We start from the raw sequence: 22,906 nt of genomic DNA on the forward strand, positions 1-22,906 counted from the left end.
GCGTCATGCACGGGGCTAGTGGTAGGTCAACTTGCTGCCAGCCTGCTCGAACATGGGTTTCCTTGTTTGGTTAATCTGAACTGCGGACGCTGATTCTGCACCTTATGCTGCAGTGCGTCAACCCATTTTCATTACGAATGCGCCAACGTTGTTATTTTATCTCAGCCGCTTTTTCTTTCGCAATGCGGGCATCGAGCTTCACTTCATTTTTGGCAGCGTAGTTGCTGCACGCTTGCGCATCGATGAAGGGATTCGGCGTGACGCCTTCCAGCAATTGCGTCAGCTTGCGGTCGCCGCCGGAGTGGTCGGGGTGGGCCGAGATCAGGATATCGCACGGCAGTTTGGCGAAGTCTTGCATGACGCGGCGAAAGGCCGGCGTCAAGTCCGCGTGACGATCATCGGCCAGGTAATGAAAATCGTCGGCCGCCACCGGCGTGAGGCTGGCGCCGAACACCACGTTCAGGCATTCCTGACGCTCGGCATCCTCGCACGAAACCCAGGTCCAGCTGGTGCTGCCCGGCGTATGGCCGGGCGTGTAGCGCGCCGTGATGCTCACGTCACCCAACTGCAGGGTTTCGCCATCGGCGATTTCGCGCACGTTTTCCACGGCCGGCATGGGATCGATTTCGCCCGCTTGCGGATCCATGGCGAGCACCGCTCCCGCGCGCAGCGCCTCCGCTCCCAGCGGGCTGGCGACCACTTGCGCGCCGCTGTCGCGGGCCAAGGCGGCGATGCCGCCAGAATGGTCGAAATGCGCTTCCGTATTCAGGATGAATTTGATGTCTTCCAGGCGAAAGCCCAGCTCGAGGATATGTTCCTTGATGGCGGCCACCGATTGCGGCAACGCGCCATCGATCAGGATCAAGCCTGCACGCGTATCGATCAGCACCACGCTCAAGCCGCCCACGCCCACGTAATAGGTGTTGCCGTGGATACGCGCCGGCTGCTGCGGACGGTTCCACTGCGCCGCATAAGGCGAGGCGATCGGCTGCGTCAGGGGATCGACGGCGGGCATGGCGGCATGCGCGGCAAACGGCAGCGCCATGGCGGCCAGCGCGATACTGAGCAAAGTCTTGGGAGTGAAGAAGGGTGGCATGCGGCTCCAGGAAAATAGGCGGTATGAATCGATGCCATAGGGTAACGTCGCCAGCCTGGCGCGGTCAAGCAGACGCATGCAGCGACTTGCGCTACGATAGAGGCCCATAGACCTGCCGTGCGCCTTGCCGCGCCCACTGCCATGCGTTTGCTGATCCTGTCCGACCTGCACCTGGAAGTCTGGGGTGAAGACACGCCCGCCATCGACCTTGCCACCAGCCGCCCCGACGTGGTGATCCTGGCCGGCGACATCGATACGGGCAGCAACGCCATCGCCTGGGCCGCGCGCACCTTCGGCGCCCTGCCCGTGCTGTACGTGCATGGCAACCACGAAGGCTATGGGCATCAGCTCGAACACATGCAGGACGCCGTGCGCGACGCCTGCGCCAGCGCCAATGCGCACGGCGCCAACATCCGCCTGCTCGATGGCGACGCCGTGACGCTCGATGGCGTGCGCTTCCTCGGCATCACGCTGTGGACGGATTTTCTGCTGTTTGGCGCGGAGCGCCGGGAAGAAGCGCTTAACGCGGCGCAAGCCTACATGCCCGACTACAAGCGCATCAGCACGGGCGGCGATACGCCCCGCCTGCTGTGCGCCAGCGACACGGCGCAGCTGCACGCGCAGCACAAGGCCTGGCTGGAACAGAAACTGGCGCAACCCTTCGATGGCCAGACCGTTGTCATCACGCATATGGCGCCCTCGATGCTGTCGGTGGAGGAGCAATACGCGGCCAACCTGGGCTCGCCCGCGTTCGCCTCGCAGCTGGACGAACTGGTGGCGCAGGCGGACCTGTGGGTGCATGGCCACATGCACGCCTCCCTTGACTATCGCATCCAGGACTGCCGCGTGGTCTGCAACCCCTGCGGCTACAAGCGCCCCGATGGCAGGCCGGAAAACGAACGCTACGATTCCGGCTTAATCGTCGACATCGCCAGCGCGGTTTAATGCTTTCGATAGCGCAGCTGCGCCACGCCGCTGGGTAGCTGGCGCGTGCCGTCCAGGCGCCAGTCGCTACGCGGCAAACCATCCTCGAACAGGCGCACGCCCTTGCCCAGTACCACGGGTAGTACGGACAAGGTCAAGCTGTCGATGACGCCCTCGCGCAAGCCGGCGCGGATGACGGCGCCGCCATCGAGATACACGTGACGGCAGCCCTCCTCTGCCAGCTGCACCAGCACTTCGCGCACACTGCCTTCGCGGCGCTGTTCGCCATGGCGCGGCGCGAAGTCGCGGTGACTCAATACCACCACGCGCTTGCCCGCATACGGCCATGGCTCGAACCCCAGCACGGCGTCATAGGTGGTGCGCCCGATCAGCAGGGTATCGACTTGATCCATCAAGGCCGTGTAGCCGGTGGCGTCGGGCGAGTCGGGCGCCAGCTCGGCCAGCCAGGACAGGTCGCCGGTTTCCCCGGCGATACAGCCATCGATGCTGATGCCGAGAAAAACGCTGACAGAGGTTTTTTGCATGGATGTTCCTTGAATTAATTCTACAGTGTAGAATTATGCCCATGAAACCGCCAAAACTTCAAGCTATTGAAAATTCCGTGCGCCGCGCGGGCCGTCCCCGCCGCATCACACCCGCGCTGGACAGCGCCAGCATCCTGCACGCTGCCCTGGCCCTGCTGGAAGAGCAAGGCGAAGCATTTTCCATGCGCGCGCTGGCGCAACGCCTGGGCGTCGATGCCATGGCCGTGTATCACTACTACGCAGGAAAAGAGGAGTTATTGCTGGCCTTGATGGCGCAGCGTTTTGCCGCGCTCGATCCGCGCCAGCCGCCGTTTACGCAGCGCCAATCACCACCACGGCGGGTGCTCGCGCTGTGCGCACTGTACCTGGAACTGGTCAGCGCCACGCCGTATTTCGTGCGCCTGATGGCGCGCGGGCTGGTGACGCACGCCGATGTGGCCGAGCGCTTTACGGCGCTGTTCGAGCTAGCCGTCGATGGTCTCGCGCTGGACAAAAAAACCCGGCTGCGCGGCTGCGATACGCTCGTCGATTTCCTGCACGGCTATGCGCTGGCGGGCCGACCGGCCAGCGAGACGCAATGGCACGCCTCGGTCGGCCTGATCCTGGCGGGCATGGCCGCCGGGGCATGAAGCATTCACGCACGGCTTTCTCGCCGAACGTACTACCGGGATATCAGGCCAGCAGCTTAAGCAGCGCCTGGGCGGCCGCTTCCGACGATGCGGGATTCTGGCCCGTAACCAGCAAGCCATCGGTGACCGCGTACGGCTGCCAGTCGCCCAACTTGGAATAGACGCCGCCGTTTTGCTTAAGCATATCCTCGACCAGGAAAGGCACGATGGCCGTCAAGCCGACGGCGTCTTCCTCGGTATTTGTAAAGCCCGTCACCTGCTTGCCGCGCACCAGCGGCGTGCCGTCAGCCGCCTTCACGTGGCGCAGCACGCCCGGTGCATGGCAAACGGCGGCGACGGGCTTGCCGGCGGCGATCATCTGCTCGATCAGCGCGATCGAGTGCGGGTCTTCGGCCAGGTCCCACAGCGGACCATGGCCGCCCGGGTAAAACACGGCGTCAAAGTCGGCCGCCTTCACGTCGGCCAGCTTACCCGTGTTGGCCAGCACGGCTTGCGCAGCGGCGTCCTGCTTGAAGCGGCGCGTGGCGTCCGTTTGCGAATCGGGCGCGTCGCTTTTCGGGTCCAGCGGCGGCTGGCCGCCGTTGGGCGAAACTACCGTCAGCTTGGCGCCCGCTTCCTGCAAGGCATAGTAGGGCGCGGCGAATTCTTCCAGCCAGAAGCCGGTTTTCTTGCCGGTGTCACCGAGTTGGTCGTGCGAGGTCAGTACCATCAGGATATTCATGTTGTTTCCTTTTATGTCAGAGGGTTACAGTGCTGCTTCGAGGATACGGCGGCTGCGCGCAAGGTCGATATCGCGGTGTTCGCCAAGAGAGGTCATGCCGTGTGCTTCCAGTTGCGTCAGGACCGCTTCCACCGCTTCCTGGCCCAGCTGGTAAGCGGACAAACGGGTCGGCAAGCCCAGGCCTTCAAAGAAGGCGCGGGTGCGGGCGATGGCTGCATCGATGCGCTCGTCCTCGCTGCCGCTGGTGATGTTCCAGACACGTTCGCCATATTGCAGCAACTTACCGCGTTTCTGTTCGCGCTGCACGTCCAACAGTGCCGGCAGCACCAGCGCCAGGGTGCGTGCATGGTCGATGTCGTACAGAGCCGTCAGTTCGTGGCCTATCATGTGGGTAGCCCAGTCCTGCGGCACGCCGGCGCCGATCAAGCCATTCAGGGCCAGGGTGGCCGTCCACATCAGGTTGGCGCGTGTGGCGTAATCGTCGGGCGCGGCGATCGCTTGCGGGGCGATCTCGACCAGCGTCTGCAGCAAGCCTTCGGCAAAGCGGTCCTGCACCTTCGCCTGCGCCGGATAGGTCAGATACTGCTCCGTGGTGTGGACAAAAGCGTCGACCAGGCCATTGGCTACTTGCCTGGCCGGCAAGGTAAAGGTCTTGCTCGGGTCAAGTACGGAAAATTGCGGGTACAGCAGCTGACTGCGAAAACTCAGCTTGTCATGCGTGACTTTTTTCGTCACCACGCCGCCGTTGTTCATTTCCGACCCCGTGGCCGGCAAGGTCAGTACCGTGCCAAACGGCAGGGCTTGACGAACGTTGGCGCCGCCGCGCTCGGCAATTTCCCACGGCTCGCCGTCGTACAGGGCGGCGGCGGCGACGAACTTGGTGCCATCGATCACGGAGCCGCCGCCGACGGCCAGCAGGAAGTCCAGTTTTTCGCCACGCACCTGCACCACGGCACGCATCAAGGTTTCATAGCTGGGATTGGGTTCGATGCCGCCAAACTCTTGCACCGTGCGCTGGCCCAAAGCGGCGCGCACCTCTGCCAGGGTGCCGGTCTTTTCCGCGCTGGCGCCGCCGTACAAAATCAACACGCGCGCATCGTGCGGTACCAGGGTGGACAATTTGGCGACAGTGTCGGCACCGAACACGATACGGGTCGGATTATGAAATTCAAAATTTTTCATGATGTCGCTCCTTATTATTAGACTGGTCGTCTAGAATGCAGTTCAAAAAAAGCGGATGTCTGTCATCCGCGTACTTGGCGCCCGCTCATTAGTCCGGCGGCAGCCGCAACATCGCCAGGGTCGCCTGCCAGGCCGTTTGCAAGGCGCTGGCGTCGCGCCGCAGCTTGGTCAGCATGGCAGCACCCAGCCACAACTGGTACAAGGTGGCGGCCATCTGCGCCGGATCGGCAACCGATGGCAGTGTATCGTCCACCCTGCCCCGCGCGATGGCCAGGGCCAGCCTGGCAATGATGCGGTGAGTGCCGTCGAGCAGCGCCACGCGCATCGCTTCCGACATGTCCGCCACTTCGCTGCTGAGCTTAACCACCAGGCAACGGCAGTCGCAAGCGCTGCCATCGAGACTCTCGCTGGTCCAGCTGGCCCAATACGCCATCAGCGACTGCGCCGCGTTCTGGCCGGGCTGGCCCAGCACCACATCCATCTCGGCCAGGTAGCCGGTCACGTAATCTTCCAGCATGGCTACGCCAAACAATTCCTTGGACTTGAAGTAATGGTAGAACGAACCCTTGGGCACATCGGCGGCCGACAAAATCTCGTTCAGCCCCACGCCTGCAAAGCCCTTGCGCGTGATGATGGCCTTGCCCTGATCGATAATGTGCTGGCGCACGTCGGTGTATTCAGCTTTCATGCGAGGCATTGTAGCACAATTAGACCAGTCGTCTAGATTCATTAGATGACGTGTGTTGAAAACCTGCCATCTCATGCGGCGAGATGGCAGACGCTGCCTTAGGCAAACTTCTTGAAATCCGGCTTCCTCTTTTCAAAGAACGCCGTAAACGCTTCCTTCGCCTCGGCGCCGCCCAGCATGGCGCTGAACAGTTTGTTTTCGTCGGCGATGGCCGCCTTCATCGGTTCCATGCGGCTTTGCTTCATCAGGCGCTTGGTGGCGCGGATCGAGGCCGCTGGCAGGGCCACCAGTTTGGCGGCCTGGCCTTGCGCGAAGGTCATCAATTCGTACAGGGGCACGACTTTCGAGACCAGGCCCATTTCCAGCGCTTCCTGCGCAGGGAACGACTCGCCCAGCATCAGCTTTTCCGCTGCGCGCGGGTAACCAGCCAGTTGCGTGAGCAGCAGGCTGGAGCCGAATTCCGGGCACAGGCCCAGTTGCGTGAACGGCATCGAGAAGCTGGCGTTGTCGGCCGCGTAGACCAGGTCGCAGTGCATCAACAAGGTGGTGCCGATGCCGATGGCGGGGCCGGAGACTGCCGCCACCACGGGCTTGCTGCTACCGTACAAGGCGCGCATGAACTGAAATACGGGACGGTCATGGTCGAGCGAACCATCCTTCGGTCGCGCCGTCTTCATGAAGTCATCGAGGTCATTGCCTGCCGTGAAAATCTCGCGCTTGCCGCAGATCAGGATGGCGCGCACCTCGTCGTCCGTCTCGGCCGCCACCAGCGCATCGGCCAGGGTCTGGTACATGGCACCCGTGATCGCATTCTTGCGTTCCAGGCGGTTAAATTCCAGGGTAAGGATGCCCTCGCTCTTGCTGCACAAAATATCCATGTCGTCTCCAAAAAGATAAAGGGCGCCGGGGTAATCCCGCAGCGCCCTGTTTTATTGCTTTAGCCCGCCAAACTTAGACGCGTTCAAAGATGCCTGCGGCACCCATGCCGGCGCCCACGCACATGGTGACCATGCCGTATTTCTGCTTGGTGCGCTGCAGCGCGTGGATCACGGTGGCCGCGCGGATGGCACCGGTGGCGCCCAGCGGATGGCCCAGGGCAATCGCGCCGCCCATCGGGTTGACCTTCGATGGGTCCAGGCCCAGGTCGCCGATCACGGCCAGCGCCTGTGCGGCAAACGCTTCGTTCAACTCGATCCAGTCCAGCTGGTCTTGCGTGATGCCGGCGGCGGCGCACGCTGCAGGGATGGCGAATTTCGGACCGATGCCCATGATTTCCGGCGGCACGCCGCGCACGGCGAACGAAGAGAATTTCGCCAGCGGGGTCAGGTTATGCTCGCGCAGGATCTTTTCGCTGACGATCAAGAGCGCACCGGCGCCATCGGACATCTGCGAGCTGTTGGCGGCCGTGACGGTGCCCTTGGCGGCAAACACGGGTTTCAGTTTGCCCAGCGACTCCATCGACGAATCGGCACGCGCACCTTCGTCGGTGTCGACGGTGCGGCGCGTCACATCGACTTGGCCGGTGGCCAGGTTAGGCGTGCGCGTGATGATTTCGACGGGCGTCGTTTCGGCCTTGAAGAAACCGGCTTGCTGCGCGGCGATGGCGCGGCGGTGCGATTCAACGGAGAAAGCGTCCTGCTGTTCGCGCGACACTTTCCATTGCTGCGCCACTTTCTCGGCCGTCAGGCCCATGCCGTAGGCCATGCCGATGTTTTCATCGCTGAACATGTCCAGGTTCATCGATGGGTGGTGGCCCATCATCGGCACCATCGACATCGATTCAATGCCGCCGGCGATCATCACGTCGGCTTCGCCCACGCGGATACGGTCGGCCGCCATGGCGATGGCCGTGATGCCCGAAGCGCAGTAGCGGTTGACAGTGACGCCGCCCACGGTTTTCGGCAAGCCGGCCAGCAGCACCGAGTTACGCGCGATATTGAAGCCTTGCTCCGCTTCCGGGAACGAGCAGCCGATGATGGCGTCGGTGATCAGGGCCGGATCGAGGCCAGGCGCTTGCGCCAGGGCCGATTGCAGCACGCGCACCAGCAGGTCGTCCGGGCGGGTGTTTCTGAACATGCCGCGCGGTGCCTTGCCGATCGGGGTGCGGGTTGCAGAGACGATATAGGCGTCTTGAAGTTGTTTGCTCATTTTGTTCTTTCAAAGATGTTGAACGAAGTTCGTGTTCTGTCGAATGTCCGAGGTAGTCAGGTTGCCGCTTAGCGCTTCTGCGACAAATACCAGTCCACCGTCACCTGTGCCGCCAGCGTGCCTTCGGCGTCGAAAATATCGACTTCCACGGGAAACGCCACCTTGCCGTCCTGTGCCAGCTGCGCCTTCAATGCAGCCAGGTCGCCCGGTACCCGACCTTCGGCGCGCGTCGCGCCCCGGGCCACCTTCTGGTAAGCGATACGCGACTCCTTGGCCACCGGGCGCAAGCCCAGTATCAGCTCGGCGAAGCCGCCAGCCATGGCCGCGCCGGAAGCCGTTTCGGCCAGGGTAAACAAGGCGCCCGCATGCTGCGTGCCCAGGTGATTATGCAGTTTGGGATCTTCCGGCATCGACACCTTGGAGGTGCCGGCGCCGATGTCATCGATGCTGATCCCCAGCAGCCGCACGAAGGGCAAGGTGTCCATCATCTGTTGTTTGATACGGTCATACACCATGCTTGGCCTCACGCGCAGTAATACTTTAAATACCAACGACAGGATCGACATCGACGCTGTGCTTAGTTGCGTACCGGCTTACCGGTTTGCATCATGCCCATGATCCGTTCCTGGGTTTTCGGATGGTTCAACAGCTCCAGGAATGCCTTGCGTTCCATATCCAGCAGCCACTGTTCGCTGACGAAACTGCCCTGGTCCACGTCGCCGCCCGATACGATCTCGGCGATCATCTCGCCCAGCTTGAAATCGTGCGCCGAAATGAAGCCGCCGTCGCGCATATTGACCAGCTGCGCCTTGATGGTGCCCCAGCCGTAACGGCCCGTGACCTGGATCAGCGAAGGGAGTGCTGGACGGAAGCCGGCGTCGAACATGGCGCGCGCTTCGACCTTGGCCACGTGCAGCAGCTCGTAGGCGTTGAACACGATCACGTCATCTTCTTTCAGGTAGCCCATTTTTTTGGCTTCCAGCGCCGATTTCGACACGTTGGCGGTGGCCGCATTGGTGAAGCCCGTTTTCAGGAATTGCAGGATGTCGTTACCCTTGGCTTCCTTGTAGGCGCGCTGCGCCGCTTCCTTCAGGCCGCCACCGGCTGGAATCAGGCCCACGCCCACTTCCACCAGACCAATGTAGGACTCGATCGAGGCCACGCGCTTCGATGCGTGCAGCGCCAGCTCGCAACCGCCGCCCAGCGCCAGGCCAGCGACTGCAGCGATCACCGGCACGTTCGCGTATTTCAGCGACATGAAGGTATTTTGCAGTTCGGCGATGATCGGATCGACGGCTTTCACGCCGCCTTGCATGAAGGCCGGCAGGGCCGATTGCAGGTCGGCGCCGGCCGAGAAGGCACCGCCTTCGGCTGCGTCGGCATGCCAGATCACCAAACCTTTGAAGTTCTTTTCCGCTTCCGCTAATGCGAGTTTGAGTCCATTAATCACGCCTTCACCAATCACGTGCATCTTGGTCTTGAAGGAGATGATCAAGACATCGTCGCCCGTATGCCAGACGCGCACGGATTCGTCTTCGAAGACGGTGGTGCCGGCAGTCTTGGGGTCGGCAGCGCCGCTGCCCAGGTTGGTACCAAAAACGGGCGCGCGGAATGGCTGGCGGTCATACACGGCCAGGGACGAACGAGGCACGAAGCTGTTCGACACGGCGGAGTAGGAGCCTTCCGGCGTATGCACGCCGCCTTTTTCAGCGACCGGACCTTCGAAGACCCAAGCTGGCAACGGTGCGTTGCACAGCGCGTGGCCGGCGTCGATATCTTCCTTGACCCAGTTGGCCACTTGCAGCCAGTTCGATGCCTGCCACGTTTCAAACGGACCGACGTTCCAGCCGAAGCCCCAACGCATGGCGAAGTCGATATCGCGCGCATTGTCCGCCACGGTGTCCAGATGAATGGCGATGTAATGGAAAGCGTCACGGAAGATCGCCCACAAGAACTGGCCTTGCGGATTCGTCGATTCGCGCAGCGCCTTCATCTTCTTGACCGGATCCTTTTCCTTCAGGATGCGGGCGATGATGTCGGCAGCCTTGGCGCCGCCGGCCACGTATTCACCGGTGGCGAAATCGAGGCGTTGAATTTCCTTGCCGACTTTCTTGTAGAAGCCCGCGCCGCTCTTCTGGCCCAGCGCGCCTTTTTCCACCAGTTGCGCCAGCACGGCCGGGGTCTTGTAGACGGCAGCGAACGGGTCGTTCGGCAGGTAGTCCTGCATGGTCTTGATCACATGGCCCATGGTGTCCAGGCCAACCACGTCCGCCGTGCGGAAGGTGCCCGACTTGGCGCGGCCCAGCTTGGAGCCCGTCAAGTCATCGACGACGTCCACGGACAGGCCAAATTTTTCAGCTTCGTGCACGATGGCCAGAATGCCGAACACGCCAACGCGGTTGGCGATGAAGTTCGGCGTATCCTTGGCGCGTACCACGCCTTTGCCCAGCGTGGTGGTCAGGAAGCCTTCCAGCTGGTCGGCGATCTCCGGCTTGGTGAACTCGGTCGGGATGATCTCGACCAGGTGCATATAGCGCGGCGGGTTGAAGAAGTGCACGCCGCAGTAGCGCGACTTCAGGTCGGCGTCGAAGCCTTCGGCCAGCTTGGTGATCGACAGGCCCGAGGTGTTCGAGGCAAAGATCGCGTTCGGACCGATGTGCGGAGCGACCTTTTGATACAGGTCGTGTTTCCAGTCCATGCGCTCGGCGATGGCTTCGATGATCAGGTCGCAACCGGCCAGCAAATCCAGGTTGTCTTCGTAGTTGGCGACCTGGATCAGCGATGCGTCATCCTTGTTGCCCAACGGCGCAGGCGACAGCTTTTTCAGGTTCTCGATGGCGCGCAGCACGATGCCATTCTTCGGACCTTCTCTTGCAGGCAGGTCGAACAGCACGACCGGCACTTTCGCGTTGATGCAATGGGCGGCGATCTGCGCGCCCATCACGCCGGCGCCGAGGACGGCTACTTTTTTAACGATGAAATTGGTCATATTTTCCTCAAGTCTTAGAACAGGTCTGCGTCGAGTGCCATCAGGTTGGCCGAACCGGAACGCGCCTGACGGATCAGGGTTGCCGTTTCAGGCTGCAAGCGGGCGAAGTAGAAACGTGCGGTAGCCAGTTTGGCGGTGTAGAACTTGTCGCCGCTGGACTCTTTTTCGAGGGCGATCTTGGCCATCTGCGCGAACAGGTAGCTATAGATCATGTGGCCGACGACGCGCAGGTAAGGCACACATGCCGCGCCCACTTCGTCAGGATTCTGGAATGCCTTCATGCCGATTTCCATGGTCAGCTTGGTGACTTTGTCGCCCAGGTCGCCCAGTGGGGTGACGAATTCGCTCATCGCTTCATCGGTGCCGTTGTCTTCGACGAAGGCCTTGATCTTTTCGCCGAACTTGCGCAGCTTGGCGCCGTTGTCACCCAGGATCTTGCGGCCCAGCAGGTCCAGCGACTGGATCGTGTTCGTGCCTTCGTAGATCATGTTGATGCGCGCGTCGCGCACATACTGCTCCATGCCCCATTCCGAGATGTAGCCGTGGCCGCCGAACACTTGCATCGCGTCCGAGGTGGCGATCCAGGCGTTGTCGGTGATGAAAGCTTTGATGACGGGCGTCAGCAGCGCCACTTCGTCAGCGGCTTCTTTGCGCACGTCGGCGTCAGGGTGGTGCAGTTCGCGGTCGATCTGCAGCGCCACGTAGGAAGTGAAAGCGCGCGCGCCTTCTGCATAGGCTTTGCCCGTCAACAGCATGCGGCGCACGTCAGGGTGCACGATAATGCGGTCGGCCGGCAGTTCCGGGTTCTTGATGCCGGACAGCGAGCGCATTTGCGTGCGGTCCTTGGCGTAGATCAGCGCGTTCTGGTAAGCGATTTCCGTCAAGCCCAGCGACTGCATGCCCACGCCCAGGCGGGCTGCGTTCATGAAGACGAACATGGCGTTGAGGCCCTTGTTCGGCTGGCCGATGATCCAGCCTTTCGCGCCGTCCAGGTTCATCTGGCAGGTCGAGTTGCCGTGGATGCCCATTTTTTCTTCGATGGCGCCGCAGGTGATCGGGTTGCGCTCACCGACCGTGCCGTCCGCGTTCGGCAGGAATTTCGGCACCAGGAACAGCGAGATGCCTTTCGAGCCTTCCGGCGCGTCCGGTACGCGGGCCAGCACCAGGTGCAGGATGTTTTCCGCCATGTCGTGTTCGCCGGCCGAGATGAAGATCTTGTTGCCGGTGATGGTCCAGGAACCGTCCGCCTCGGGCAGCGCCTTCGAGCGCAGCAGGCCCAGGTCGGTGCCGCAGTGCGGTTCGGTCAGGCACATGGTGCCCGTCCATTCGCCCGACACCAGTTTCGGCAAATACACTTCCTTCTGGTGGTCGGTGCCGTGTTCCTTCAGGCACTCGTAGGCGCCATGCGACAAGCCCGGGTACATGGACCAGGCCTGGTTCGACGAGTTCAGCATTTCATAGAAGGAGTTGTTCAGCACGACCGGCAAGCCCTGGCCGCCGTATTCGGGATCGCAAGCCAATGCCGCCCAGCCGCCTTCGACGTACTGTTTATACGCTTCCTTGAAACCTTTAGGCGTGGTCACGCTTTTCGTGACAGGATCGTGGTGGCAGCCTTCGCGGTCGCCGGAGTGATTCAGGGGGAACAATACTTCGGAAGTGAACTTGCCGCCCTCTTCCAGTACCTGGTTGATGATGTCGGCATCGACGTCGGCGTACGACGGCATTTGCTTCAGTTCTTTTTCCACTTGCAGGAACTCATGCAGAACGAATTGCATATCCCGGATTGGCGCGACGTATTGACCCATAATTTTCTCCTGAAGGCGTTTAGCTAAAGTGTTGTACTTGTGAACTGCGTGTGCGTTGTTGCGGATACTGCCTGACGGCTTATTTGCTTGTTACAGAATTCTGGTACGACGCCAGCAAACGGACAAATCCTGCCTGCGCCCTTTCGATGCTGCCCGGCACGCGCAAGAAGCGCGCATCGTGATGCAGGGCCAAGATCAGGCCATACATCTCGTACACCAACTGCTGGGCGTCCGTGTCCGCTTTCAAGTCGCCCGTGGCGATCGATTGCTCGACACAGCGCAGCAACGCGCCCTGCCAAGCCTGCACCATGGCCACCAGGGACTCGCGGATGGGGCCGGGACGGTCGTCATATTCGACGGCGCCGCTGATATAGATGCAGCCGGAAGCGATCTCCACGCTGACCCGCTTGACCCAGCGCGCAAACATCGATTGCAATCGCTCGATACCGCGTGGTTCTTTCATGCTGGGGAAAAAGACTTCTTGCTCGAAACGATAGTGGTAGAGCTTCAGCACTTCCATCTGCAAGTCCTCGCGCGAGCCGAAGTGGGCAAATACGCCCGACTTGCTCATGTTCATTTTGTCCGCGAGCAGCCCAATGGTCAGGCCTTCCAGGCCGTCGCGGCTGGACAGGTCCAGCGCCACGTCGAGGATGGCTGCACGGGTCAGTTCGCCCTTGCGCATGAATTTGACTGAAGTATTCAAGAGGTCCATTCTAAAAGTGATGTTGCCGATCTGGCGGATGGGAACGCGGGGGAAAAAAGCACGCCCCGAAAAAATCCGAACGCTCGTACTATTATCCACTACCACGTAAAAGTCAAACGGGAACTTTAGAGCCGACGTTCTATTGGTGCAGCGCAGCATTTTTTGGCGATGTGTTTGTATTGATTTCAGGAGGGCAAAAGCGTTGCGCGCCTTGTCTTACAACAACAGCCGCGCCTCAGGAAAGGTCGCCTGCCTTGCTCAATTGACGGCGGTCGCGCTTGGTCGGCCGCCCCTTGATGGTGGTGCCCGGCTCGCGGAACAGCTTGCGCTCCTCGGCCAGCTGCTCGCGGCGGGCAATGCTGGCCGGCGTTTCCCCATACAGCAGGCGCGCCACGGGTGCCGCTCCACGCTTGTCGGACAGGCCCAGCACGGCCACTTCCCACGTTTCCGCGCCATTGTCGATGGCCAACTCGTCGCCCACGCGCAGGCTGCGCGCCGGTTTAACACGCTCGCCACCCACTTTGACTTTTCCCGTGTCAACGGCCTCGCTAGCCAACGATCGCGTCTTGAAGAAGCGCGCCGCCCACAGCCATTTGTCCAGCCTTACCGTTATCATGTCGTTCATGCGTACTTGCCTACTGAAAAAATGCGCATCACCAGCCGGTACACGAGGAAGGCGGCTTCGTAACCGATACGCCGGAAACGGCCGATGTGCTTGAAATCATCCTGGTGAATCACGATGCCGTCGGCCACGCCCTGCTCGATGTGCTGGCGCAGGCTTTGCGCGAATGCCACGTCCTTGATTACCACGTTCGCTTCCTGGTTCAAGAACAGGCTCAGCGCGTCAATATTGCTGGAACCCACCGTCGCCCAGTCATCGTCGACGACGGCCACCTTGGCGTGCAGTTGCGTCTTGCGGTATTCGACGATTTTCACCCCGGCAGCCAGCAGTTTCGGATAAAACGAGTGCGCCACGGCATCTTGCATGCGGAACTCGCCCACGCCGATCAACAGGACCACGTCGACACCCCGCTGGGCCGCCTGGGCCAGGGCGTGGCGCAGCTTGTGTCCGGGCGCGAAATACGGGTTGGCCAGCATCACGCTTTTGCGCGCCTGGCCCAGCGCCTGCAGGTAGGCGCGCTGGATGGTGCGGCGGTTGCGCAGGTTATCGCGCACGACAAAGCCGGCCACGACAGGGTTTTTCGCCAGCTCCTTGCTGACCACGCGCATCTTGCGGTACAACTTGATACGCCGCACCAGGTTCATCTTGCCTAGTCGCGCCCACTGCGCCTGCACTTCCTCATGGATGGCATCCACCAGCGGGCCTTTCACCTGCACGGCGAAATCCCAGCGCGGCGCTTCCAGGCTGATGCTGTGATCGTAGTCGCAAAACATGTCGTCGTTGATATTGATGCCGCCCACCAGGGCGATCTCGCCATCGGCCACGCAAATCTTGCGGTGCGTGCGCGTGATGCCGCGCCGGAACCACGGGTTGAAGATGCGGTGGTGCACGCCGGCCGCTTCCAGCTGCGCATGCATGGCTTTCACGCGGCGATTGCCCGTGCCGAACCAGTCCGTGATCATGCACACCAGCACGCCGCGCGCGGCGGCACGCTTGAGCGCATCGAGCACCAAGGTGCCCGTGGCGTCGTCGGCAAAGATATAGGTTTCGAAATAGACTTCCGAGCGCGCGCCATCGATGGCGGCTATTAGCGCGGGAAAGTAATCGGTGCCGCAATACAGCAGCTTGATGTCGTTGTGGGCGATGAAATTGACTGTGCGCATGCCGGCAGTCTACGCGAGTTTTAAAGCGGCAACGATCGGCGCGTGGTCCGACAGTTTTGCCCACAGGGTGCCATGCATCACTTGCGCGCCTTCCACGTGGAAACCGCGCACATAGATGCGGTCCAGGCGGAACCACGGCAAGGCGGCGGGAAAGGTACGCGCCGGCACGGGCACGGGCGTCTTCGTCTGGCGCCGTGCCAGGGTGCGCACCAGGTCGCCCAGGGCCGAGTTCGACGCGCGCTGGTCGAATACCTCGACCACACCGAGCGCATTGCGCAGCTTGTCGCTGAGCGTATTGCGCCAATCGTTGAAATCGCCGGCGATGATGACGGGCTCGCCATTCGGCGCCGATTCCATGACGGCGTCGATCAGCGCCTGCGTCTGACGGCCCCGTCCCGACTCGAACAGGCCCAGGTGCACGACATAACAGTGCACATCAGCCTGCGGCGTCTTGAGCACGCAATGCAAAATGCCGCGCTGCTCGTAGGCATGGTCGGACACATCGTGATTGGTTTGCGAAGCGATGGGGAACTTGCTCAGCAAGGCGTTGCCGTGGTGACCATGGTCGTACACGGCATTCATGCCGTAGGCGGAATGGTGTTCGGCACCGGCAAAGAATTCATGCTGCGACGCTTCCGGCCAATGCTTGTGGCCATTTTTCTCGGCACCATAGCGGGCCGCATTGCGGTCATGCTTGCCTTGCACTTCCTGTAAAAAGACGACATCGGCATGGAACAGGGCAATCGCCTGCTTCAATGCATGCACCCTGGGCAAGCCCCGCACGGAGGAGACACCCTTGTGAATATTATAAGTTGCTACGCGGATTTTCATGCCTTGATTCTACTCCCAGACGGGCCCCGCGCGGCGTCAGCGTAGGTGCGCGTGCGCACCTACCACGCACAATCACGCCAGCATGCGTCCCACGCCCGCCGTCACACTGACGAGCAGCGCGGTAATGCCGGCCGCCCAGACAATCTTGACCAGCAAGGGCGCGCCGCGCCAGGCCACGGTGCGCTTGCCCTTGGCAAACGCACCCGGATGCAACAGCCAGCCGATCGCCATCAGCGGCATGCCGATGGGCGGCGTGCGGCCGGGCACGGTGGAGCTAAACAGCAGGAAAATAAAGCACAGGCAAAAAACGATGCCCAGGGTGCCCAGCAGTTTTTGCTGCGCAGTCAAATGTAACCAGTTCAACATGGAATGCTTTCTAGGAAAATCAGGTGGGACGCGCCAGGCCCGTCATGGCCGGCAATTGCAAAATCGCTTCCGCGTTGGACGACGAAAAACAGCGGTCGGCCGCCGCCAGGTACGGTAGCCACGCGTATTGCAGATGTTCGCGGGGACTTAAGGTGATGGCGATGTCGCGCGGCACTTGCACGCTGAACACGTGCTCCGTGTTGCGCGTCACGCCGGGCGCGTAGCGGTGGCGCCAGATCGGATAAATTTCATACACATTCGACAGCTTCCAGTCGCGCAGCGCGATGTGCTGCCCATCGACGACGATGCCGGTCTCCTCGCACAATTCGCGCGCGGCCGTCTGCAGCAACGGTTCGTCGACAGCGTCGACGGAACCGGTCACCGATTGCCAGAAACCGGGCTGGCCCGCGCGCTCGATGAGCAAGACATCCAGATCAGCCGTATGAATGACGACCAGCACGGAAACAGGAATTTTATCAGTCATATCAACAATGAAAAAGGCGCTTCGTCAGCGCCTCTTTTTGCATAGCATTATCAAACAGCGGCCGCCGCAGCGGCCGCATGATGCATTACGCTACTTTTGGCTCGGCGCCGCGCAAACGGATGTGCAGCTCGCGCAATTGCTTCTCGTCCACTTCCGACGGTGCTTGTGTCAGCAGACACTGGGCGCGTTGGGTTTTCGGGAAGGCGATCACGTCGCGGATCGAATCGGAACCCGTCATCATGGTCACGATACGGTCCAGGCCGAACGCCAGGCCGCCGTGCGGTGGCGCGCCATATTGCAGGGCGTCAAGCAGGAAGCCGAACTTCAGCTGCGCTTCTTCGGCATCGATTTTCAATGCGCGGAAGACCTTGCTTTGCACTTCCTCGCGGTGGATACGGATCGAGCCGCCACCCAGTTCCCAGCCGTTCAAGACCATGTCGTAGGCCTTGGCGATGCAGGCGCCCGGATTCGTTTCCAGCATGTCTTCATGGCCGTCTTTTGGCGCCGTGAACGGATGATGAGTCGCCGTCCAGCGGTCCGCCTCTTCATCGTGCTCGAACATCGGGAAGTCGACCACCCACAATGGCTTCCACACGTCTTCGAACAGGCCGGCTTTCTTGCCGAACTCGCTGTGACCGATTTTCACGCGCAGCGCACCGATGGCGTCGTTGACGACCTTGGCCTTGTCCGCACCGAAGAAGATCAGGTCGCCGTCTTGCGCACCGGTCTGCTCGAGAATCGTGGCCAGCACGTCGGCAGGCAGGAACTTGACGATCGGCGACTGCAAGCCTTCAGGGCCCTTGGCTTTCTCGTTGACCTTGATGTAAGCCAGGCCCTTGGCGCCGTAGATGGCGACAAATTGCGTGTAAGCATCGATTTCCGAACGCGGCATGCTGCCACCTTGCGGAACGCGCAGGGCGACCACACGGCCGCCTTTCATGTTGGCGGCGCCGTTGAAGACCTTGAATTCGACCGTTTTCATGATGTCGGTCAAGTCCGTGAAGGCCAGCTTGACGCGCATGTCCGGCTTGTCGGAACCGTACAGGCCCATCGCTTCGGCAAAATCCATCACCGGGAACGGGTTCGGCAAGTCGATGTTCAGCGTGTTCTTGAAGACGACGCGGATCATGTCTTCGAACAGGTCGCGGATTTCCTGTTCCGTCAGGAACGAGGTTTCGCAATCGATCTGCGTGAATTCAGGCTGGCGGTCGGCGCGCAAGTCTTCGTCGCGGAAGCACTTGGTGATCTGGTAGTAACGGTCGAAGTTGGCGACCATCAACAGTTGCTTGAACAACTGTGGCGATTGCGGCAAGGCGAAGAAGCTTCCGGCGTTGACGCGCGACGGCACCAGGTAATCGCGCGCGCCTTCTGGCGTCGATTTGGTCAGCATCGGCGTTTCGATGTCGATGAAGCCCAGCGCGTCGAGGTACTTGCGCACTTCCATCGTCACCTTGTAACGCAGGCGCAGGTTGTTTTGCATTTGCGGGCGGCGCAAGTCCAGCACGCGGTGCGTCAGACGCGTCGTTTCCGACAGGTTGTCGTCATCGAGCTGGAATGGCACGGGCACGGAAGGGTTCAGCACTTCCAGCTCCGAGCAAACCACTTCAATCTTGCCCGATTTCAGGTTGTTGTTGATGGTGCCGTCGATACGGTTGGTCACAACGCCCGTCACGCGCAGGCAGAATTCGTTGCGCACGGCTTCGGCGACCTTGAACATCTCCGCTTGTTCCGGGTTGCAGACGATTTGCACCAGGCCTTCACGGTCGCGCAAGTCGATGAAAATCAGGCTGCCGTGGTCGCGGCGGCGATGTACCCAGCCGCACAGGCTGACGGTTTGTCCCAGCATGGCTTCGGTAACGAGGCCGCAGTATTCAGTACGCATAGACATAAAATTCTCAGTTCAGGTTAGTGAGTGTTCAATCCGGCCACGTCCCGCGTGGGACGCCTGCCTTTATTCTTTGGCTGCCGGGGCCGGTACAGCAACAACTTCCGCAGGCGCCACTACGCCCATCGAGACGATATATTTGAGCGCCGCATCGACGCTCATGTCGAGTTCAACGACATCGCTGCGTTTCATCATCAGGAAAAAGCCCGATGTCGGATTCGGCGTCGTCGGCACATATACGCTGACATAATCGCCCACCAAGTGGTTCGCCGCATCGCCGCCCGGCACGCCGGTCAGGAAAGCGATGGTCCAGGAGTTCTGATGCGGATACGGCACCAGCACGGCCTTGCGGAAGGCATTGCCCGACGGGGAAAACAGGGTATCGGAGACTTGCTTGACGCTCGAATACAGGGAATTGACGATGGGTATGCGTTGCAGCAACTTTTCCCACAGTTTCACCACGTAATTGCCGACCAGGTTATTCGTCAGCAAGCCCGTGAAGAACACGATCAGTACCGTCAATACCGTGCCCAGGCCGGGAATCGTGCTCAGCGCGGGAACCTGGCGGCCGAACCATACGCTGGGCTTCGTACTGCCGGGCACCAGCAACAGCGACTGGTCCATCGTGCTGATGACCAGATTCAGGACCCAGGCGGTAATGGCCAGGGGCACCAAAATCAGTAATCCGGTAATAAAGTATTTACGCATCGGTTTCTCGGTAATGGATCATATCGGCGCGGCGCGCTTTTTCAATCCGCTTTCGGCGCAGCCGCAGCCGCAGCCGGCGCGGACGCAGGCGCAGCAGCAGGCGCGTTTTCGGCTGCTGGGGCGGGCTTGGCGCCATCGGCCGGGCCCGTCGGAATGGCCGTGCTAGGGGCCGTGCCACCGCGAAAATCGGTCGCGTACCAGCCAGTGCCCTTCAATTGGAAACCGGCGGCCGTCAATTGTTTCTTGAAACTGGGCTTGCCGCACGACAGGCACACCGTCAGTACTGGATCGGAGATCTTTTGCAAGACATCCTTGGCAAAACCACACTCGTCACAACGGTAAGCGTAAATCGGCATCTCTACTCCGAGAAAATCATCAAAAACCCTGAATTATAAAGCTTTTCCGCCATTCCCAGCGGAAAATGCCCGCTCGCTCAGCCTGTTAGCCTCAGCCCGCCCGGCGGCGCCAGCTCATCCAGCGCTCCTTGCCGGCGAAGACGGCAATGGAATCGTCCACGGCCTCATCGGCCAGGCAGTCGAAATGCGGCGCCAGCAATTCCTGCAGTTTCTCACGCGAAATGCCAAATGGCGGCCCCTTGGCATTGTCATCAAAGAAAAAGTAACCGGCCAGCATGGCACCTGGCGCCAGCAGCTGCGCCCAGCGGGCCGCCACTTGCGGCCACATGACGCGCGGCATGGCGCACAGGAAAGCCCGTTCATAGATCAGGTCTAGCGGCGCAACAGCTTCCCAGGCAAAGAAATCGGCTTCCACCACCTGCCCTGCCCGTTCGCCGACGACGGCGCGCGCGGCCGCCACGGCAGCCGGCGAAAAGTCGATGGCCGTCGCATCCCAGCCGTGATCGAGCATGAAGACCAATTCATACGCGGAGCCGCAGCCGGGAATCAGGCAGCGCAGCGGCGCCGGGCTAGCGGCAACAAAGCTGCGCAAACGCGACGGCACGCCGCCCTGGTCCCAAGGCGTAAATTGCTTCTCAAAACGCTCGTCCCAGAAGGCGGGCGAGAGCGGATCGCGGGTTTGAAAGTCAGCCATCACTTACGTCCTCAGCCTTTAAAACGGCAATTGATGCCAGCGCATGAACACTTGCAAGCCCAGCGCGCCGAGGGCGAAGGCGCCCACGAAGTACACGATAAAGCTCAGCAATCGATTCGTCTGGCGTTGCTCTGCCAGCAAGGTTTTCATCAATTCCACGTCGTTTTCACGTGGTTCGCCATGCACCGTCAAGGCCTGGTGCAGCAAACGCGGCAGTTGCGGAAAGATGTGCGCATAACGGGGCGCCTCGGCGCGCAAGCGTTCCATGAAGCCTTGCGGCCCCACTTGGTTGCTCATCCATTTTTCCAGATAAGGCTTGGCCGTTTGCCACAAGTCCAGTTCCGGGTCCAGCTGGCGGCCCAGGCCTTCGATATTGAGCAGGGTCTTTTGCAGCAGCACCAGTTGCGGCTGCACTTCCACATTGAAGCGGCGCGAGGTCTGGAACAGGCGCAACAGCACCTGGCCGAACGAGATATCCTTCAGCGGACGGTCGAAGATCGGCTCGCAGCAGGCGCGCACGGCCGCTTCCAGCTCATCGACGCGCGTATCTTTCGGCGCCCAGCCCGATTCGATGTGCGCCTCGGCCACGCGCTTGTAGTCGCGGCGGAAGAAAGCGAGGAAGTTTTGCGACAGGTAATCCTTGTCGTAGTCATTCAATGTGCCCACGATGCCAAAGTCCAGCGCAATGTAGCGGCCGAACGATTCAGGCGCGATCGACACGAGAATATTTCCGGGGTGCATATCTGCATGAAAAAAACCGTCGCGGAACACTTGTGTGAAGAAAATCTCCACGCCATCGCTGGAGAGTTTACGCAAATCCACGCCGGCGGCCACCAGGCGGTCGGTTTGCGACACGGGAATCCCAACCATCCGCTCCATGACGATGACGCTGCTGGAGCAATAATCCCAGTGCATTTCCGGCACCATCAGCAAGTCCGAATTGGCGAAATTGCGGCGCAGCTGGCTGGCATTGGCCGCCTCGCGCATCAGGTCCAGCTCATCATGCAGGTATTTGTCGAATTCGCCCACGACTTCGCGCGGCTTGAGGCGCTTGCTGTCGGCCCACAGGCGGCTGGTCCAGTCGGCGGCGATGTGCATCAGGGCCACGTCTTCGTCGATCAGCTTTTTCATGCCTGGACGCAAGACCTTCACGGCCACTTCGCGGCCATCTTTCAGGGTGGCGAAATGCACCTGGGCAATGGAGGCGGACGCCACCGGCTCGCGCTCGAAGCGGGCAAACAACTGATCCGGGTGCGCGCCCAGCGACTTGGTGATCTGTGCAATGGCCAGGTCGGAGTCGAAGGGCGGCACCCGATCTTGCAAGCGCGCCAATTCTTCGGCGATGTCGGGCGGCATCAGATCGCGCCGGGTCGACAGCACCTGGCCGAATTTGACGAAAATGGGACCCAGCTCTTCCAGCGCCAGGCGCAGGCGCAGGCCCCGCGGCGGCGACAGGTCGCGCCAGAAAATCAGGGTGTCGATCAATTTGGCGGTGCGGGGAACTTGCAGACCAGAAATCGCTATCTCATCCAGACCGTACTTGATGGAAACACGGATGATTTTAAACAGGCGCAGGAATTTCAATATCATGTAGACAAATCCGGTGTGGGAGACAAAGGCTGGGTGGCGGCGGCCACCTTTTCCAGCCGGGCAAGGCGCTTGGCCAGGCGTTCGACGTCGTCGCGCACGCGCGTCACGCCAGCGGAATACTCTTGCAGGGTAGCAGGACGGATCAGCATGGGCTGTTCATCGATAAAATATTCGGCCACGTTTTCCGCCAGCTTTTGCTGGCCCATGCGCACAAAAGCGGCAGCATCTTTCGCACCGGAAACAAGGCGCGTGGCCAGCACGGGACCGACTACCTTTTCCAGGTCATGCTCGGCTTCCCAGCGCAATCCCTTGCTCAGTTGCGAAATCGCATTGGCAAACTCGGCATCGCCTTCGATCTTGACGTAGGAAAACGCCCGCTCGCGGTGTTGCAGGATCAGCGGCACATCGGACAATTTGACGCGGATGGTGACATTCGCCGGCATGTCGGCCGGCGCCGCTTCCAGCATGCCGGCGCTGTCGACGCGCAGGCGCAAGGCCACGGCGCCCGTGTCGATGCAAGCCAGTTTGCCGGCATGCACGGCCAACTGCTGGCGCGCCCACGGCTCTTGCGCCAGCAAATGGTTGATTGTCGCGATGACGGGCGTCATCAAGGAGAGATCGGAAAGTGATGGCATCATGTGCTTGCGCGCCAAACGCGCTCCTAAAAATGAAAAACCGCCCGTAAAACAACGCGGGCGGTTTCGATCTTACCAGTTCAGCAGGAAATATCTGTCAAGCATCATGCATTGCGCATGGACTTAAGCCATGATTCAGCAA

The 22,906-nt window shown here is 61.0% G+C and carries 24 protein-coding genes; 2 read left to right on the forward strand and 22 right to left on the reverse strand.

Features of this window, described 5'->3' with window-relative positions:
- Window positions 1-151: 151 nt before the first annotated feature.
- Window positions 152-1,096, reverse strand: a complete 945-nt coding sequence (gene bla, locus ACQ4W7_RS16570) for a subclass B3 metallo-beta-lactamase (RefSeq protein WP_436531831.1) — start codon at window positions 1,094-1,096, stop codon at window positions 152-154.
- Between the two features lie 141 nt (window positions 1,097-1,237).
- Here bla and ACQ4W7_RS16575 point away from each other — a divergent pair, with 141 nt between their 5' ends.
- Window positions 1,238-2,041 carry a metallophosphoesterase family protein gene (locus ACQ4W7_RS16575; RefSeq protein WP_436531833.1) on the forward strand — a complete coding sequence of 268 codons (804 nt, stop codon included), beginning with the start codon at window positions 1,238-1,240 and terminating at the stop codon, window positions 2,039-2,041.
- Here the strand turns inward: ACQ4W7_RS16575 and ACQ4W7_RS16580 are convergent.
- A complete protein-coding gene (locus ACQ4W7_RS16580) occupies window positions 2,038-2,565 on the reverse strand; it encodes a dihydrofolate reductase family protein (protein WP_436531835.1) in 528 nt (175 codons plus the stop codon). The genes ACQ4W7_RS16575 and ACQ4W7_RS16580 overlap by 4 nt on opposite strands.
- A gap of 41 nt (window positions 2,566-2,606) precedes the next feature.
- On the opposite strand from ACQ4W7_RS16580, the gene ACQ4W7_RS16585 reads away from it, so the two are divergent.
- Entirely contained in the window at window positions 2,607-3,194 is a 588-nt protein-coding gene (locus ACQ4W7_RS16585) for a TetR/AcrR family transcriptional regulator (RefSeq protein WP_436531837.1), read from the forward strand.
- A 43-nt stretch (window positions 3,195-3,237) separates the two neighbouring features.
- Here ACQ4W7_RS16585 and ACQ4W7_RS16590 read toward each other — a convergent pair whose 3' ends face one another.
- From ACQ4W7_RS16590 to ACQ4W7_RS16685, 20 genes are all read right to left on the reverse strand, one after another.
- Window positions 3,238-3,915, reverse strand: coding sequence for a type 1 glutamine amidotransferase domain-containing protein (locus ACQ4W7_RS16590; protein ID WP_426073311.1), 678 nt, complete (start codon window positions 3,913-3,915; stop codon window positions 3,238-3,240).
- 24 nt (window positions 3,916-3,939) lie between these two features.
- Entirely contained in the window at window positions 3,940-5,097 is a 1,158-nt protein-coding gene (locus ACQ4W7_RS16595; protein WP_436531840.1) for an iron-containing alcohol dehydrogenase, read from the reverse strand.
- An 88-nt stretch (window positions 5,098-5,185) separates the two neighbouring features.
- On the reverse strand, window positions 5,186-5,785 hold the full coding sequence (locus tag ACQ4W7_RS16600; RefSeq protein ID WP_436531842.1) for a TetR/AcrR family transcriptional regulator: 600 nt from the start codon (window positions 5,783-5,785) through the stop codon (window positions 5,186-5,188).
- Window positions 5,786-5,883: 98 nt separating this feature from the next.
- Window positions 5,884-6,663: an enoyl-CoA hydratase gene (locus ACQ4W7_RS16605; protein WP_436531844.1), complete on the reverse strand. Its 780-nt coding sequence runs from the start codon at window positions 6,661-6,663 to the stop codon at window positions 5,884-5,886.
- 73 nt (window positions 6,664-6,736) lie between these two features.
- On the reverse strand, window positions 6,737-7,933 hold the full coding sequence (locus ACQ4W7_RS16610; protein ID WP_010394649.1) for an acetyl-CoA C-acyltransferase: 1,197 nt from the start codon (window positions 7,931-7,933) through the stop codon (window positions 6,737-6,739).
- Window positions 7,934-8,001: 68 nt separating this feature from the next.
- Complete coding sequence (locus ACQ4W7_RS16615) at window positions 8,002-8,448, reverse strand: PaaI family thioesterase (protein ID WP_426073316.1); 447 nt, start codon at window positions 8,446-8,448, stop codon at window positions 8,002-8,004.
- A gap of 62 nt (window positions 8,449-8,510) precedes the next feature.
- Window positions 8,511-10,922, reverse strand: coding sequence for a 3-hydroxyacyl-CoA dehydrogenase/enoyl-CoA hydratase family protein (locus tag ACQ4W7_RS16620; protein ID WP_426073317.1), 2,412 nt, complete (start codon window positions 10,920-10,922; stop codon window positions 8,511-8,513).
- Between the two features lie 14 nt (window positions 10,923-10,936).
- Window positions 10,937-12,727: an acyl-CoA dehydrogenase C-terminal domain-containing protein gene (locus tag ACQ4W7_RS16625; protein WP_426073318.1), complete on the reverse strand. Its 1,791-nt coding sequence runs from the start codon at window positions 12,725-12,727 to the stop codon at window positions 10,937-10,939.
- A gap of 79 nt (window positions 12,728-12,806) precedes the next feature.
- Entirely contained in the window at window positions 12,807-13,409 is a 603-nt protein-coding gene (locus ACQ4W7_RS16630; RefSeq protein WP_426073391.1) for a TetR/AcrR family transcriptional regulator, read from the reverse strand.
- A 256-nt stretch (window positions 13,410-13,665) separates the two neighbouring features.
- Entirely contained in the window at window positions 13,666-14,055 is a 390-nt protein-coding gene (locus ACQ4W7_RS16635; RefSeq protein WP_426073319.1) for an RNA-binding S4 domain-containing protein, read from the reverse strand.
- The gene (gene clsB, locus ACQ4W7_RS16640; RefSeq protein WP_070221631.1) at window positions 14,052-15,215 is read right to left on the reverse strand and encodes a cardiolipin synthase ClsB; all 1,164 of its coding nucleotides are present in this window, start codon (window positions 15,213-15,215) and stop codon (window positions 14,052-14,054) included. The genes ACQ4W7_RS16635 and clsB overlap by 4 nt, the downstream gene beginning before the upstream one ends.
- A 9-nt stretch (window positions 15,216-15,224) precedes the next feature.
- Entirely contained in the window at window positions 15,225-16,046 is an 822-nt protein-coding gene (locus tag ACQ4W7_RS16645; protein WP_152256781.1) for an endonuclease/exonuclease/phosphatase family protein, read from the reverse strand.
- A 72-nt stretch (window positions 16,047-16,118) separates the two neighbouring features.
- On the reverse strand, window positions 16,119-16,412 hold the full coding sequence (locus ACQ4W7_RS16650; protein WP_072457749.1) for a hypothetical protein: 294 nt from the start codon (window positions 16,410-16,412) through the stop codon (window positions 16,119-16,121).
- 19 nt (window positions 16,413-16,431) lie between these two features.
- Complete coding sequence (nudB, locus tag ACQ4W7_RS16655; protein WP_426073321.1) at window positions 16,432-16,896, reverse strand: dihydroneopterin triphosphate diphosphatase; 465 nt, start codon at window positions 16,894-16,896, stop codon at window positions 16,432-16,434.
- 85 nt (window positions 16,897-16,981) lie between these two features.
- On the reverse strand, window positions 16,982-18,784 hold the full coding sequence (gene aspS / locus ACQ4W7_RS16660; protein ID WP_167389606.1) for an aspartate--tRNA ligase: 1,803 nt from the start codon (window positions 18,782-18,784) through the stop codon (window positions 16,982-16,984).
- A gap of 63 nt (window positions 18,785-18,847) precedes the next feature.
- Window positions 18,848-19,489, reverse strand: coding sequence for a DUF502 domain-containing protein (locus ACQ4W7_RS16665; RefSeq protein WP_426073322.1), 642 nt, complete (start codon window positions 19,487-19,489; stop codon window positions 18,848-18,850).
- Between the two features lie 41 nt (window positions 19,490-19,530).
- Window positions 19,531-19,845, reverse strand: a complete 315-nt coding sequence (locus ACQ4W7_RS16670; protein WP_426073323.1) for an FmdB family zinc ribbon protein — start codon at window positions 19,843-19,845, stop codon at window positions 19,531-19,533.
- A 91-nt stretch (window positions 19,846-19,936) separates the two neighbouring features.
- Window positions 19,937-20,539: a methyltransferase gene (locus ACQ4W7_RS16675; RefSeq protein WP_436531851.1), complete on the reverse strand. Its 603-nt coding sequence runs from the start codon at window positions 20,537-20,539 to the stop codon at window positions 19,937-19,939.
- 18 nt (window positions 20,540-20,557) lie between these two features.
- Window positions 20,558-22,129 (reverse strand): ubiquinone biosynthesis regulatory protein kinase UbiB, encoded by a 1,572-nt coding sequence (ubiB, locus tag ACQ4W7_RS16680; protein WP_436531853.1) that lies wholly within the window; start codon window positions 22,127-22,129, stop codon window positions 20,558-20,560.
- Window positions 22,126-22,764, reverse strand: a complete 639-nt coding sequence (locus ACQ4W7_RS16685) for a ubiquinone biosynthesis accessory factor UbiJ (protein WP_436531929.1) — start codon at window positions 22,762-22,764, stop codon at window positions 22,126-22,128. The genes ubiB and ACQ4W7_RS16685 overlap by 4 nt, the downstream gene beginning before the upstream one ends.
- Window positions 22,765-22,906 lie beyond the last annotated feature (142 nt).

It is taken from the genome of Janthinobacterium algoris, assembly GCF_051380935.1.
Taxonomy (GTDB): domain Bacteria; phylum Pseudomonadota; class Gammaproteobacteria; order Burkholderiales; family Burkholderiaceae_D; genus Janthinobacterium.

Coding starts and splice junctions, on each gene's coding strand:
- bla (WP_436531831.1), bottom strand. CDS start 1,096: ATGCCACCCTTCTTCACTCCCAAGACTTTGCTCAGTATCGCGCTGGCC.
- ACQ4W7_RS16575 (WP_436531833.1), top strand. CDS start 1,238: ATGCGTTTGCTGATCCTGTCCGACCTGCACCTGGAAGTCTGGGGTGAA.
- ACQ4W7_RS16580 (WP_436531835.1), bottom strand. CDS start 2,565: ATGCAAAAAACCTCTGTCAGCGTTTTTCTCGGCATCAGCATCGATGGC.
- ACQ4W7_RS16585 (WP_436531837.1), top strand. CDS start 2,607: ATGAAACCGCCAAAACTTCAAGCTATTGAAAATTCCGTGCGCCGCGCG.
- ACQ4W7_RS16590 (WP_426073311.1), bottom strand. CDS start 3,915: ATGAATATCCTGATGGTACTGACCTCGCACGACCAACTCGGTGACACC.
- ACQ4W7_RS16595 (WP_436531840.1), bottom strand. CDS start 5,097: ATGAAAAATTTTGAATTTCATAATCCGACCCGTATCGTGTTCGGTGCC.
- ACQ4W7_RS16600 (WP_436531842.1), bottom strand. CDS start 5,785: ATGAAAGCTGAATACACCGACGTGCGCCAGCACATTATCGATCAGGGC.
- ACQ4W7_RS16605 (WP_436531844.1), bottom strand. CDS start 6,663: ATGGATATTTTGTGCAGCAAGAGCGAGGGCATCCTTACCCTGGAATTT.
- ACQ4W7_RS16610 (WP_010394649.1), bottom strand. CDS start 7,933: ATGAGCAAACAACTTCAAGACGCCTATATCGTCTCTGCAACCCGCACC.
- ACQ4W7_RS16615 (WP_426073316.1), bottom strand. CDS start 8,448: ATGGTGTATGACCGTATCAAACAACAGATGATGGACACCTTGCCCTTC.
- ACQ4W7_RS16620 (WP_426073317.1), bottom strand. CDS start 10,922: ATGACCAATTTCATCGTTAAAAAAGTAGCCGTCCTCGGCGCCGGCGTG.
- ACQ4W7_RS16625 (WP_426073318.1), bottom strand. CDS start 12,727: ATGGGTCAATACGTCGCGCCAATCCGGGATATGCAATTCGTTCTGCAT.
- ACQ4W7_RS16630 (WP_426073391.1), bottom strand. CDS start 13,409: ATGCGCAAGGGCGAACTGACCCGTGCAGCCATCCTCGACGTGGCGCTG.
- ACQ4W7_RS16635 (WP_426073319.1), bottom strand. CDS start 14,055: ATGAACGACATGATAACGGTAAGGCTGGACAAATGGCTGTGGGCGGCG.
- clsB (WP_070221631.1), bottom strand. CDS start 15,215: ATGCGCACAGTCAATTTCATCGCCCACAACGACATCAAGCTGCTGTAT.
- ACQ4W7_RS16645 (WP_152256781.1), bottom strand. CDS start 16,046: ATGAAAATCCGCGTAGCAACTTATAATATTCACAAGGGTGTCTCCTCC.
- ACQ4W7_RS16650 (WP_072457749.1), bottom strand. CDS start 16,412: ATGTTGAACTGGTTACATTTGACTGCGCAGCAAAAACTGCTGGGCACC.
- nudB (WP_426073321.1), bottom strand. CDS start 16,896: ATGACTGATAAAATTCCTGTTTCCGTGCTGGTCGTCATTCATACGGCT.
- aspS (WP_167389606.1), bottom strand. CDS start 18,784: ATGTCTATGCGTACTGAATACTGCGGCCTCGTTACCGAAGCCATGCTG.
- ACQ4W7_RS16665 (WP_426073322.1), bottom strand. CDS start 19,489: ATGCGTAAATACTTTATTACCGGATTACTGATTTTGGTGCCCCTGGCC.
- ACQ4W7_RS16670 (WP_426073323.1), bottom strand. CDS start 19,845: ATGCCGATTTACGCTTACCGTTGTGACGAGTGTGGTTTTGCCAAGGAT.
- ACQ4W7_RS16675 (WP_436531851.1), bottom strand. CDS start 20,539: ATGGCTGACTTTCAAACCCGCGATCCGCTCTCGCCCGCCTTCTGGGAC.
- ubiB (WP_436531853.1), bottom strand. CDS start 22,129: ATGATATTGAAATTCCTGCGCCTGTTTAAAATCATCCGTGTTTCCATC.
- ACQ4W7_RS16685 (WP_436531929.1), bottom strand. CDS start 22,764: ATGCCATCACTTTCCGATCTCTCCTTGATGACGCCCGTCATCGCGACA.